Genomic DNA, 13236 nt, shown 5'->3' with positions numbered 1-13236 from the left:
AAGTTTAGTATATATCTTCATATTTCAAAAATCTATTGACAATAATTATAATATTTAAATGTATTTTTTATGCACTTTTACTATATTCTATTATTTATTGCTTTTTCTTCTGTGTTATACTACAATAAATGTTGAACTTATTTATAACTGTCAGGGTACTGAACAGTTACCTTCATTTTATCTTGCAATACTATCAGGAGAATCTTATGAGCGAAAAAGGATTAACAACTATCAGTCTGAAAAAAATCAATAAATCGAAAGTTTATCAATACATCTACAAGAGTAAGGTAACCTCCAAGCTGCAGATTGTTTCGGATCTTCAGATGGGCTTATCCACGGTCAGTCAGAATCTGAATCTGCTGGAGCAGGAGGGATTGATTGAAAGAAACGGATATTTTGATTCAACAGGAGGAAGAAAAGCCCAGGCGATTCAGATCGTGCCTGATTTTAAAATCTCCATTGGCATCGGCATCTTAAAAAACATGTTTCATCTTACTGCGGTAGATCTTTACGGAAATGCTATTTTTACAGATACGTTTTCTGTTCCATATTCTAATACACCCGCTTACTATGAGCAGATTGCCGGAACTGTCCGGGAATTCATATCGTCAAACCAGTATGAAGATGAGAAAATACTTGGAATTTCAATTGCCACACAGGGGGTCACTTCTCCGGATCATACTACTGTAACCTATGGAACTATTATGAATAATACCGGAATGAAGCTGGAAGAATTTTCGCACCGTCTTCCTTATCCTTGCTACCTGGAACATGATTCAAAATCAGCCGCTTTCCTGGAATTGTGGAAGCATCCGGAGCTTGACAGTGCCGTTGTTTTTCTGCTGAACAGAAATCTTGGCGGTGCGATCATAACAAATCATCAGATTCATCAGGGAAATTCCATGCACAGCGGAACCCTCGAGCATATGTGCATTAATCCGGACGGTCCCCTCTGTTATTGTGGAAACCGCGGCTGTCTGGAAACCTACTGTTCCGTGGATTCTCTGGAGCAGGCTGCCGGTATGACGATCAAAGAATTTTTCCCTCTTTTACGCGAAAAAAAATCCTCCCAGCTTGTACAAGTCTGGAAAGATTATCTCAATCATCTGGCTTTTGCTATGAAAAATTTAAATTTAATTATTGATACCCCGGTCATTATCAGCGGCTATCTGGCACCTTATTTTACTGATGAGGATCTCTCGTATCTGACAGAGCATATCAATTTGTCTGCACCTTTTAAACTCGGTAAAGATCAGATTCTTGTTGGTACAAACGGTCAGTACACTCCGGCTATCGGAGCTGCCCTGCACTATGTAGATCAATTTATCCATACTGTATAGACAGCTGCAGAGAGTGTTTTTCGGTTCAAATGCTGATATACAGACATAAAACAGGTGCCTGCCTTTGGTTCTTCTCCAAAGACAGACACCTGTTATTTTTATTTCAAATCTTACATATTCTAGATCTCAGCCAGTTTCAGCAGATCCGGGATCTTGGATTCCCAGCCAAGTGCCATGATATGAACACCCTGACAGTATGGTTTGCACTCTTTGATGATACGTGCAGCGATCTCAACACCCGTGATACCTGCTTTTGTCTTTTCTTTATCGGCTTTCAGTTCCTCGATCATTTCATCCGGAACATGGATGCCGGCAACGTTGTTGTTCATGAATCTTACCATTCCAACAGACTTCGGAATGATGATACCAACCTGTACCGGTTTGCCGAACTGTTTTGCTTTTTCCATGAATTTGATGAATTTCTCCGGCTCAAATACAGCCTGGGTCTGGAAGTAATCTGCACCTGCTGCAACTTTTCTTTCCATCTTTGCAAGCTGTGCGTCAACGGAATCGCTGCACGGAGATACAACAGCACCCTTGGAGAATTTCGGCGGCTCACCAACGAGCTCATTGCCGCCAAGATCCACACCAGACTCCAGAAGCTTCACTGTGTGAAGAAGGGATACGGAATCAAGGTCGAATACCGGTTTTGCCTGCGGATGATCTCCCATCTTTGTGTGGTCACCTGTCAGGCAGAGGATGTTCTCAATACCAAACATTGCAGCACTTAAGAGGTCAGACTCCAGTGCGATACGGTTTCTGTCACGGCATGCAAGCTGGAAGATCGGATCCATACCTGCATCCTTGAGAACCTTACACATAGCAAGAGAACCAAGACGCATAACAGAAGACTGGTTATCAGTTACGTTCACTGCATGAACATCCTTAAGATATGTTTTGGCTTCTTCTACAAGCTCATCTACATGGATTCCCTTCGGCGGTCCTACTTCAGCAGAAACTACGAATTCACCACGGTCGAATAATTCTTTCATTTTCATTGTACATTGCTCCAATCATTATAATATTATAATTTATCAGGCTTCTTATTTCACTTCATCGTCTGTTGCAAAGTTGTGAACCTGTGTCGGACATTTCAGCAGATCCAGACGTCCGATCTCTTCAAGGCGTCTGTAGATACGCTCCCATCCACACTCCATCTCACTGTCAACTTCGCATTTACCGTTCTTGGAACCACCGCACTGACCATTTACAAGACTCTTGGAACATGCTGTGATCGGACAGATTCCACCTGTCAGGTTCAGATAACACTCACCGCACTGGTCACATTTGTACTCTAACGGTGTTACACCCTGGAAACCAGGTACCGGGTATGTATCACAGGCTGCACAGACCATCTTGTCATCCAGATACTCCGCAACGGTCTGTACTCCGACACCGCAGGAGAATACCAGAACCAGATCTGCTTCCTGGATCTTGCTCATATGTTTCTTAAGACGTAATTCCATATTTTCCGGATTACAGATATAATCAGTGGTCATAATTCCTGTTACTTTTCCTTCAGCAGAAAGTTCCTTCTGAAGTTCAACAGCCTCTTTTTCCGGAAAACGAACTTCTTTACATCCATGACAGTTAATAATGAAAACTTTCTTTCCGGCTGTCAGTGATGCGATCGTTTCTTTTGCTTTTAACTGGGTAATCAACATATCACTTCATCCCCCTTATTGCATTTTTTCCGGCTTTGATACTGTTAATGATCGGAATCTTTGAAGAACAGATATACTGACAGCATCTGCACTCAACACAATCCATAACGTTCATGTCTTTCATTCCCTGCCAGTTCTCTTCCTTCGCATATTTTACAAAATACAGAGGAGAAAGTTCCATCGGACATACATCCACACAGCGTCCGCACTTGATACATGGCTGCTCTTTGGTCTCATCTGTATCAATGGCAATAATACCATTGGATCCCTTCATCATAGGTACATCCAGTGTGTTCAGAGGGAATCCCATCATTGGACCGCCCATCTTGACCAGAACATCCTCGTCTGTGAATCCGCCACAATAATCGATCAGTTCTCTTACACTTGTACCAATCTTGATGATAAAGTTGCCAGGATTCTTGATCTTTTCGCCTGTAACGGTTGCAACACGCTCGATCAAAGGCATACCTGTCTGGATCGCATCAGCAATTGCTTTTACTGTACTGATATTATCTACAATAACACCAACATCTGCCGGAAGTCCGCCGCTTGGAACGATTCTTCCCAGAACACGCTTGATGAGAGTTTTCTCAGCGCCCTGCGGGTATTTGGTTCTTGCAACAAACACTTCCATATTTCCGATATCGGCAACTTTTTCCTTCATTAATTCAATAGCATCCGGCTTGTTATCCTCGATAACAATAATACCTTTCTCGGCACCTGTTGTCTTGAGGATTGCTTTCAGACCAAAGATAATCTCATCTGCATATGCAAGAAGAACCTTGTGGTCTGCTGTCAGATACGGCTCACATTCGCATCCATTGAGAAGAATCGTATCAACCGGTTTCGCTGGTTTCAGTTTAACACAGGTCGGGAAACCTGCACCACCCATACCAACAATTCCTGCTTCTTTTACGATTTCGATGATCTCATCCGCGGTAAGATCATCTAATGGTTTATGAGGCTGTACGGATTCGTGCAGAGTATTTTTTCCGTCTGATTCGATGACAACTGCCATCACTTCACCGCCTCTTGTTCCATGCATGCGAGGTTCAACAGCAACTACTGTTCCGCTTACACTGGAATGTACCGGTGCGCTGATAAATCCGGCAGCTTCGCCGATCTTCTGTCCGACCTTTACGGTATCTCCTACCTGAACGATCGGATTAGCCGGAGCGCCCAGATGCTGTGACATAGAGATCACAACTGTCTTAGGATCCGGGAATTTCTTCAGATCGATATGCTCGCTGAATTCCTTATGTTCTGACGGATGAACACCGCCATAATATCCATTCAGTCTGTCTTCCCTTATTGCTTTAACGTAGTCGTTGATTACTTTGAAATTCACCTTTGAGAAGTCACGGACCTGTACAGGCTGATTGAGGAATTCCTCAAGTCGTCCCTGTTTTGCAAGTCTCTGATAAATCTTCTCCCATGCACAGTCTTTATTCGGATCTACTTCGCACTTACCGTTCTTGGCACCTCCACACTGCCCATTTACAAGGCTCTTGGAGCAATCAACGATCGGACAGACACCACCGGTTATGTTCAGATAACACTGAGCACAGGCATCACAGCTCTTCTTGGTAAGAGCCATGCCATGATGGCCTCTGTAGTTAAGAGAATTACTTGCTGCATAAACTGGTTTTCCTGCCAGTTCTGCAACTGTCTGAATACCAAGGCCGCAGGAAATTACGATAACATTCTCTGTTCCTTCCGGAAACAGATCCTGTAATTTTCTTTCTGTGTGCATCTTGTTACACAAAAAGTCTACCTTTGTACTGCCAGTGACTGTCTTGCCCTGTTCTGCGGCAAATTTCAGAAATTCATCGCAGTCCGGCTCGTCAATGGTGTCAAATTCCTTGAAGCACTTGTTACAGGCAATGACATACAGGTTGTCTTTGCCCTCAAGCAATGATGCAAGTTCTTCATTGCTTTTCAGCTGATACTTAGTATAGTTCTCCAATTGCTCACCTTCCTTATGAAATATTTGAACTTATATGCTTATCAGCTTCTATCCTTCCTTCCCCTCTGCACTGTTAAGAAAAAAACAATAAAAATCCGATAAACTGGTTCTATAATTACTATCCTATATAAATGTAGCACAAATCGTTTATTTTATCCAGTTCTTATTGTATGTTTTCATCAAAAATAAGCTCTTTTTTTATAAAAAAGCGGTTCTGCACGCTGAAAAAATCTGTTATTTTTTTATCATTATTGTTATTTTTTTATCATAATGGTGAGATGGATTTTTTTTGCCTCAAACTTTAATACCAGACATCCTGACATACCATTTTTTTGTTCTTATACTGTCGGATTTGTGTTATACTGTAACTATTCAGTACCCTCACAGTTACGCTATGCTTTACTATATTTATGAAATATGGGAGGGAATCAACTATGCAAAATCCAGTTTCTGACGAAAGATATTCTGTGGCAGACGAAGCCATTCTGGGTGCTTTTTTTAAACTCATAAAGCAAAAAGCTCCTGACCGGATCACCGTATCCGATATCACCAAAACAGCTGGTATCGCTAGAAGTACTTTTTATAATCATTATCAGGATATCCCCTCTCTTGTATCTGCTGTTGAGGAAAAGACGATCCATGATGTTTTTTCTATAATGGAAAAATTTCATCCGGAAAATGACCGCGATATCTGTCAGTCCTATTTTCTGACGATCTGTCGCTATACAATGGAAAATCCCTTCCTTGCCGGTCTTCTGAGCACCCCTCACGGGAATGATCTGTTTGAAAAAATGCTGACCATGCTTCATCACTATGTCACCGCTACCACCTCTAGTGCCAGACCCGACAGACACACAAAAGAAGAAATATCTTACGTGATCACCTGCGCGATCGGCAGCACCATCGGTGTGCTTCACAAATGGACCCGGGATAATTTTGATCTTGCACCAGAAGTCATTGCAGAAATTCTGACTCAGATTTTCCTGGCAGGCATGCTGCCTCTTTTGTCCTGACTGCCCCGCATACAGGCATAATAAAAACCCGTCTGAGCGAAAGTACTCAGACGGGTTTTTATTATGCCTGCGGCTCGTCGATCAGGACATCCTGTCTCCTGATCTTCTTTGTCGTATTGCGGATAAATGGATTTTTCCGGATCACCAGACCTGTAATGCGACGGTAAGTCGGCTGATTTTTGTTGTATTCATCCAAAAATGCCTGAAGCTGTGACCGGATCATCTCAGCATCCAGTTCCTTCGCCTCCACAACTGCCTGTTCCGGATAAATACGGGCTGTAAGACCGTTGCCTTCGCCTGTTACAATGACTTCGCCCACCAGCGGATTCAATGCAAGCTTGTTCTCGATTTCCTCCGGGGATACATTTTCGCCATTGGAAAGAATGATCAGATTTTTCACACGGCCATTAATGAAAAGATAACCATCTTCATCCATATATCCCTTATCTCCGGTATGCAACCAGCCATCTTTCAGCGTTTCCTCTGTCTCATGAGGCATCTGATAATATCCCTTCATGACGCTTGTACCTTTTACCAGAATCTCTCCATCCTCAAATCTGATTTCCACATTCTCAAGTGGTCTTCCGATGGAACCCGGCTTATTGTTTTCCTGTGTATTATTGCTGATGACCGGAGAGCATTCCGACATACCGTAGCCTTCCAGTATCTGTATACCGTACTCTGCAAAACAGTCAATATAGTAAGGATCCAGATGTGCCCCACCAGTAAAAATCGTGTGCAGTTTTCCGCCAAATACTTTTTCTGCAAGAACTGCCTTCGGAATTGCCGGATCAGCGGCTGCCAGTCTCTTATAAATCGTCTCAATCATCATTGGAACCATGAGCATGATATCCGGTTTAAAGATACTCATATTTCTGATCATATGAAGCAGGGAGTCATTGATACAGAGGGTTGCCCCCTGAGAAAAGCCCTTCATCCAGTCCATGACAAGACAGAATGCATGATGGATCGGAAGTACACTGAGCATGGCTGTTCCGGGTTCTGCCGTGATTTTGACTGCCTCAACATTGGAAGCCAGATTATTCTGTGTCAGCATAACTCCTTTGCTCTTTCCTGTCGTTCCGGAAGTAAAGATAATAGTCGCAATATCTTCTGCATCCGGGCAGGAAGCATCTCCTTTTGCATTCTTTCCTGAATTTCTGAGTTCGCTGATACTATATGTATCCGCCGGTACATCCTCCACCTCTTCCTGGAGCATCCATACTTTCTGAAGTTTCGGACAGTTTGCAAGAAATGCTTCCAGATACGGTCTGTGTTTCGGACTTAAGAAGAGTGCTTCGGAATCGGACCGGTTTATCAGATCGATCAGTTCTTCACAAGGGAGTGCTGCATCCAGCGGCACCGCTGTAGTACATCCTGTAATAATTCCCAGATAGCTTTCGATCCATTCTATAGAGCTGGTTCCGATCAATGCAATATGCTTTCCCTCAAAACCTTCTGCAAGAAGTCCTTTTCTGGTGGAAATCACATTTTTCATCATTTCACTGTAACTTCTCTCCAGAACCTCTTTTCGGTTAAGCCATTTTACTGCCTTGACTTCGCCAAATTTCTGTACACTTTCTTCTAATATATCCCTGATCAGCATATCTTTCTCCTCCCTCTCTGTTCTGTGGACTGATATTCTGTTAATTCTGTTCGCTCCGTTCACACACAACTTAGTTCTTACTGAAGCTCCTCAAGAAGCTTAAGTGCCTCCTCAAGAGTTGTAATTTTTGTCACTTCGGTTTCCTCAAGTTCAATGTCAAAGGTATCCTCAAGCTCACCCAGAAAAGACATGAAATCCAGAGAAGTAAATCCCAGATCCTCACGGAATCTCATCTCACCTGTCATCTCTTCCGGCTTCACTTTGCTGTACTGTGCTACAATATTTTTAAATTCCATTTCCTGATTCATTCCATTTCCTCCTGATTTTTGATTTTTATACCTGTTCCATAATCTCGCCGATGCTCATATCCGGCTCTGCAATTCCCTTAAACAGAATACGCATCATATAATAATAAAGCAGTTCCATGTCATGTTCCTCAAGATGAGCAGTCTGATAATGATATGAGAAGTTCATGCCGCCATCCTCAGTGTGAGATACGGTCAGATACATTTTTTTGGTTGCGGCACCATTTGCAAACCATTTGGCATGCTGGCGAACGGTTCCAAGCATTTCATTCTCCACCTTCACCGGCATTGGCTGATAGGTAAGATAGCAGCTTTCATAGCTGGTATGCTCCGGTGTATGATATCTCTTTCTCATCTCATCCACGATAAGTGCCGGATCGTAATTGCTGTGCATATAAATTCGATTCTGCATATTCTGGATTTCATAAGCTGCCGAGAGAAAATCTGTCTCCGGTGAGATCACTGTTCTGCACGGAAACATAATAGTTCTGCTTCCCCCGGAAGTCCATTCATCATGGGTAGAACGTCTGGATATAAAATTCTGAATCGTAATATCTTCTTGTCCGTTATTTACTTTTGACAGATAAGTACGGATACCAAGCAGAAGCAGATTCGTCATGGAAAGCTGATGATTCATACAGAAATCCATCAGGTTCTGTGTCGCATACGGTTCCAGATGATAATCCTTTACTGCGACAAACAGCTCGTTCATCTCAATATCAGAAGCACGAAGCTTCGGATCCCCATGACGCTTTCTTGCTTCCTCCAGTACGGACGGTCCCTGAATATCAGAATATAACGGCTCGCCCAGTTCATCCAGCTGGTCATCCCAGAATTTTTTATCTTTTGCAAAACGCTTTTCATTGCCCGCTTTTGCAAGATCTTTTTTCAGAACCGTCTCAAAATCAACCAGTTCCTGTGGGCAGGCCGTTCCATATTTATAATGCGTATATAACTGGAACAGATCTCCGATCATAACTACAAGCCCACAGGAATCGATCAGTCTGTGATCCATATGTAAAAAGAAACCATTGTATCCTTCCGGAAGCTTCAGCATGGTAAATTCGCACATCGGGATATTATCTCCGTCAAATGTTTCATATGCCCACTGCTGCATCAGCTCATCTGCCTTTGCCAGACTTTCCATTCCAGACAGATCCTTCAGTTCGATATCACGCGGATCCTGTTTTTCTATATATTGTTTTACATTTCCATCTTTATCCGGCTTCGTAAAACGGACTCTGGTACAGTCTGAACGCTCCATTTCCATCTGAATACATTTTTTTAATAATCCAAAATCCAGTTCTGCCTGTACAGAAGCCACAACACTGACGCCAGATACCTGCTGTGTACCATAATCCACGATCCAGTTGTGATGCATTTTCTGAGCTGCCGTCAAAGGATAATAATTTCTCATATAATAGATAACCTCCATTGTCCCGTTTTTCTTCTTTATCCGAGACAGAAAACATTGTATATATGCTTCAGGTGAAAAAATATCATACCTTCTCAGGAAATACCAGTACCCCCAGAACTTAATGAACACTTTACAAAAAATTGACCGGGACTTATCATGCATTTAACATAACAGTTCCAAGGTGTATTCCCTGTTATGTACCATGTCTGATAAATCCCGGTCAGGATTCTTTATGTCCGTTTAATCGTATTTCTCAAAAAATTCCATCATCTTGTGCTGATACAGTTCCGGATCTGCATAGGCACTGCACAGATGCCGTGCTCCCGGTATGATGACCAGTTCCTTCTCTGCCCTGCAGAGCATATAATTCTGAAAAGAGTTAGTCGGATACACATAGGTGTCCTTCTCTCCATGGAAAAAGAGAACCGGTCTTGTATTTTTTTTCATGGCTTCGGTAGTGTCTGCATCTTTCATATGAAATCCTGCCAGAAGAGAACAGAACCAGTCCAGTTCCATCAGAAGCAGTGGAATATGATGCAGGTGGAACCAGTTAGCTGCCATATCACGCATCTGCCCTTCCATAGACTGAAAACCACAGTCCGCGATCAGGCCTTTTACCTCCGCTGGGAGGATATGTCCTGATGCCATCAGTACAGCAGCCGCACCCATGGACTGTCCGTACAGATAAATCGGAAGCTTCTCTTTGTTTCGTTCAGATACATACACTGCCCATTGCTGCACATCCCATTGTTCCTTTGCTCCAAAGGTAATATATTTTCCCTCGCTGTCACCGCAGCAGCGATGTTCTATAAACAGAACATCACACTGATGCTCATGCAGATATTTCGCCATAAACGACAGGGTGCCAAACCGGCTGCCACGATATCCATGGCTTAATATAACGATCCGTTTTGCATCTTCTGCCGGCAGATATAATGCATGCAGCTTTAGTCCATCGATACTTTTGATATAACAGTCCTGCATCTTCTGCTCAAAGCACCATGCCTTACTCTCATTGTATTCCCTGGCATAACCGTTCTGGGGATGATTCTCCCTGATATGAGACAGCTCAAACCATTTCTTTCTTTCCTTTTTGTACTCTCCTCTTTTACAGCAGACCACCATGTTAAAAAAGCGCCATCCCATCTCCAGCACTCCCAAAAAGACAAACGACAATATTGCAAACAGCTTAATAAATTTTTTCTTCATCATGATTTCCCCACAGTTCATATTTTAGAATAAGAATCTTGCCCAGCCACATTGTATATCCATCTTCCAGTGCCTGTCTGCCGCATCAAGAAGTGCTCCCATGATCAGTTTTCCGCTTTCATCGCATTCTGTATCAGTCGGATTCTCTGCAAAAGGGCATCCGTATAGTATTATACTCTCCAGAGCCAGCATATACAATCCAATTTCTTCTGTGTGTCTGCAGGATTTTAAATGCACCTACTGCATCTGCGTTAAATCTTACCCCGCCAGTTATATACATGCCTCTTTCTTTTCGGTTTGATGATTCTGCATATATTTTGGGCGACAAAAAACAGCCTGTATTTCTACAGGCTGTTCTTTGTCTATCTCACACTGTTTCCGTACTTTTCCTCAGCATGGACATTTTATTTACTGTCCGTCAGGATTCCAGGAATCATTGTCCAGTTTATTCAGCATCTCCTTCAGATCAACAGTATATGCCACCTTTACATCGCTGTCTTTTTTGACGATAAATTCAGAGAGTCCATATTCTGAGCCGTTGTCTGCCCAGTCATATGTATATCCCAGTCTCGTCCATGGATATTTCCCGTCAAAATAACTGGAGATAATATTTGAATCAAACCATTCTTTATAGTCCTCATCGACTTCATCCGAAAATGCATCTGTCATTTCTGTTGTTCCGATATCTGAAACATACGCCGGGCGGAAAACGTCTTCCGGTTTTACCCACATAGCCGTAAAATACTCCGATTCGTTATCCGGACGCAGACCGATGAGTTCTTTTATTCTTGCCTGCCAGTCTGTCACACCCTCTTTATTCTTCTGATACCATTCTTCCAGTTCTCCACCTGTAAATGTCCATACATTTCCCCATTCCAGTTTTACATCTGCACCATCTGGATAACTGTCCGGATATTTATGGAAGGTATAAAGAAGGATCCTGCCCTCTTGATCGTAAACAGCATATGGCTGTCCCTCCTCCAGACTTACTACGGGAAGGATTTCATCCTTGTCAATGATCATTGCATCTTCAACCGCATCGTCAAAGAGGGTCTGCTGATCCGTTTCACTTTCTGCTGAAATATCTGTTTCTTCTGCCTGAACGCTTACCGTTGTTGTACCTGACAATGTAATTGCAGAAATCAGGATACTGTTCACGATCATTATTTTCCATAATTTATTTTTCATATATTATCTTTCCTTTCTGTATAAATGTGGAAATATTTAGTTCACGTTTGATGGATCAATCTCTGTAATGGTCGGTGCCGTCCACGTATCCAGGGCATCCATATCAGGCGTATAGATACGCATATACAGATGGAAGCCGCCATCACCTACAGGAAGCCAGTTTGCGGTGTCCTTTGGGGCATCTTCAGACAGAATAATATCAACCGAACCATCATCATTCGCTCTCAGACCGGAACGGTCATTTATGCAGTAACGATCAATAGGATTATCAATCAGGAAATCATCGTCTCCATATGCAGTCACAGACCAGAATCCCCCTTCAAGAACCTGCGGATAGCTTTCGAAATGGAGCAGATATGATTTTTCTCCTGTGAGAGGATTTCCATCCGCATCCTGCTCTATCTTTGGATACAGTGCAACTTCAACTGTATTGGCGCCAAGCCCTGCAAGTGCTACCAGTGCACGATAAGCATATGCTGTATTGAAATCTCCGATCGGTTCACCAAAATAGTCCCACTGACCAAGCTTTTTTGAGAATTTCTGGCCCTCTTTGATGATCTTTATCCGAATTTCTGTCAGCATTGTCTTCCAGTTTTCTGTAACATCACCGGTAAGAACAGAAGTGTCAAATTCCATACCAGGACCTACATTTGCAGCTGCTATTTTTTCAAGCATTTCCTTATCTGCAGCTGCCGGAGAATTCTTTACCATCAACTCATTGGCCTTATTAAAAAATGTGACTGGATCCATGGAAAGGACCTTATCAACAGGAACATAATCATTCTCTTCGCTGTAGCTTCCCTTAGGAGGTTCATAAGTGTCTCTGGATATATAATCGGAAAGCGGCATAAGTTTCATTTTTTCCTGAATGGCATGCACATTTGGAAGATCCTCTTCTCCTGATAAAATGATTCTGGTGATAGACCATGCCATGGATGTAGGAACATCGATACGGGTAACTCCCTCAGGCAGTTCCCCTTCCCACGTAGAAAGAGTAATTGCATATGCACCAGCCTTATCAAGAACCGCGGCAGTATTTGTCCATCCATCCAGTACCTGAACCTTACAAAAACGATCTGTTTCTGGAAGTTCATAGACCATCGGCTCCTCACTCAGATCATACCAGACTTGTGAATAGATCGTATCCACATTAGGAGTCACCACAGTCCTGAATTGTGCATCTGCCAGTGCAACACTGTGTATAAACTGATTTACAGGTGCTTTTTCGGTAACAGCTTCCTCTGTGTTCGTTGCCGAAATCTTAGTCGCATCCATAATCACCAGCGGAAAGGCATAAACATAGGCATCTTCCACTGTCTTCCATATATTTTCATCTGTCTCACTGTCAACAGATGCTGCAAATCTTTTCATATTCATATCCATATCCTCCTGTAACTAGTTAGCAACCACCAGTTCAACTGGTGGTTTATCCTTGGCCCTCCAAAGGGCCATTATTACTGCTCGCCCCAAAGGGCGGTATCGCAAGCACTTTTACTGGCCCGCTATAAAGCGGTACTACTGGAATCTT

12 protein-coding genes are annotated in these 13236 nt (G+C 42.8%); 2 read left to right on the top strand and 10 right to left on the bottom strand.

From position 1 onward, the window contains the following. Positions 1–206 precede the first annotated feature (206 nt). A complete protein-coding gene (locus tag LIR34_RS10215) occupies positions 207–1340 on the top strand; it encodes an ROK family transcriptional regulator (RefSeq protein WP_173902687.1) in 1134 nt (377 codons plus the stop codon). A gap of 119 nt (positions 1341–1459) precedes the next feature. On the opposite strand, the gene LIR34_RS10210 is transcribed toward LIR34_RS10215, so the two are convergent. Genes LIR34_RS10210 through rsxC form a run of 3 tightly spaced genes read right to left on the bottom strand, consistent with a single transcriptional unit; the run spans position 1460 to position 4970 of the window. After that, entirely contained in the window at positions 1460–2338 is an 879-nt protein-coding gene (locus LIR34_RS10210) for a methylenetetrahydrofolate reductase (protein ID WP_005428196.1), read from the bottom strand. 45 nt (positions 2339–2383) lie between these two features. Continuing rightward, positions 2384–3004, bottom strand: coding sequence for a methylenetetrahydrofolate reductase C-terminal domain-containing protein (locus LIR34_RS10205; RefSeq protein ID WP_161284850.1), 621 nt, complete (start codon positions 3002–3004; stop codon positions 2384–2386). A 1-nt stretch (position 3005) separates the two neighbouring features. After that, positions 3006–4970, bottom strand: a complete 1965-nt coding sequence (rsxC, locus tag LIR34_RS10200) for an electron transport complex subunit RsxC (protein WP_173902686.1) — start codon at positions 4968–4970, stop codon at positions 3006–3008. A gap of 434 nt (positions 4971–5404) precedes the next feature. On the opposite strand from rsxC, the gene LIR34_RS10195 reads away from it, so the two are divergent. Next, on the top strand, positions 5405–5983 hold the full coding sequence (locus tag LIR34_RS10195) for a TetR/AcrR family transcriptional regulator (protein ID WP_173902685.1): 579 nt from the start codon (positions 5405–5407) through the stop codon (positions 5981–5983). 61 nt (positions 5984–6044) lie between these two features. Here LIR34_RS10195 and LIR34_RS10190 read toward each other — a convergent pair whose 3' ends face one another. From LIR34_RS10190 to LIR34_RS10160, 7 genes are all read right to left on the bottom strand, one after another. Further along, entirely contained in the window at positions 6045–7589 is a 1545-nt protein-coding gene (locus LIR34_RS10190; protein ID WP_173902684.1) for an AMP-binding protein, read from the bottom strand. Positions 7590–7666: 77 nt separating this feature from the next. After that, positions 7667–7897 carry an acyl carrier protein gene (locus LIR34_RS10185; RefSeq protein WP_118254628.1) on the bottom strand — a complete coding sequence of 77 codons (231 nt, stop codon included), beginning with the start codon at positions 7895–7897 and terminating at the stop codon, positions 7667–7669. A gap of 25 nt (positions 7898–7922) precedes the next feature. Beyond that, positions 7923–9311, bottom strand: a complete 1389-nt coding sequence (locus LIR34_RS10180; RefSeq protein ID WP_173902683.1) for a condensation domain-containing protein — start codon at positions 9309–9311, stop codon at positions 7923–7925. 240 nt (positions 9312–9551) lie between these two features. After that, positions 9552–10523 carry an alpha/beta hydrolase gene (locus LIR34_RS10175; protein ID WP_243149069.1) on the bottom strand — a complete coding sequence of 324 codons (972 nt, stop codon included), beginning with the start codon at positions 10521–10523 and terminating at the stop codon, positions 9552–9554. 21 nt (positions 10524–10544) lie between these two features. Beyond that, the gene (locus LIR34_RS10170; protein WP_173902682.1) at positions 10545–10757 is read right to left on the bottom strand and encodes a hypothetical protein; all 213 of its coding nucleotides are present in this window, start codon (positions 10755–10757) and stop codon (positions 10545–10547) included. A gap of 171 nt (positions 10758–10928) precedes the next feature. After that, positions 10929–11708 (bottom strand): hypothetical protein, encoded by a 780-nt coding sequence (locus tag LIR34_RS10165; protein WP_161284845.1) that lies wholly within the window; start codon positions 11706–11708, stop codon positions 10929–10931. Positions 11709–11744: 36 nt separating this feature from the next. Continuing rightward, a complete protein-coding gene (locus tag LIR34_RS10160; RefSeq protein WP_244092303.1) occupies positions 11745–13085 on the bottom strand; it encodes a DUF1254 domain-containing protein in 1341 nt (446 codons plus the stop codon). Between the last annotated feature and the right edge of the window lie 151 nt (positions 13086–13236).

Source organism: Blautia sp. MSK17_66, assembly GCF_020538025.1.
Taxonomy (GTDB): domain Bacteria; phylum Bacillota; class Clostridia; order Lachnospirales; family Lachnospiraceae; genus Blautia_A.
This window is presented reverse-complemented; position numbering and strand designations above follow the sequence as displayed.

Coding starts and splice junctions, on each gene's coding strand:
- LIR34_RS10190 (WP_173902684.1), bottom strand. CDS start 7,589: ATGCTGATCAGGGATATATTAGAAGAAAGTGTACAGAAATTTGGCGAA.
- LIR34_RS10210 (WP_005428196.1), bottom strand. CDS start 2,338: ATGAAAATGAAAGAATTATTCGACCGTGGTGAATTCGTAGTTTCTGCT.
- LIR34_RS10215 (WP_173902687.1), top strand. CDS start 207: ATGAGCGAAAAAGGATTAACAACTATCAGTCTGAAAAAAATCAATAAA.
- LIR34_RS10205 (WP_161284850.1), bottom strand. CDS start 3,004: ATGTTGATTACCCAGTTAAAAGCAAAAGAAACGATCGCATCACTGACA.
- LIR34_RS10185 (WP_118254628.1), bottom strand. CDS start 7,897: ATGAATCAGGAAATGGAATTTAAAAATATTGTAGCACAGTACAGCAAA.
- LIR34_RS10195 (WP_173902685.1), top strand. CDS start 5,405: ATGCAAAATCCAGTTTCTGACGAAAGATATTCTGTGGCAGACGAAGCC.
- LIR34_RS10165 (WP_161284845.1), bottom strand. CDS start 11,708: ATGAAAAATAAATTATGGAAAATAATGATCGTGAACAGTATCCTGATT.
- LIR34_RS10175 (WP_243149069.1), bottom strand. CDS start 10,523: ATGATGAAGAAAAAATTTATTAAGCTGTTTGCAATATTGTCGTTTGTC.
- LIR34_RS10180 (WP_173902683.1), bottom strand. CDS start 9,311: ATGAGAAATTATTATCCTTTGACGGCAGCTCAGAAAATGCATCACAAC.
- LIR34_RS10160 (WP_244092303.1), bottom strand. CDS start 13,085: ATGAATATGAAAAGATTTGCAGCATCTGTTGACAGTGAGACAGATGAA.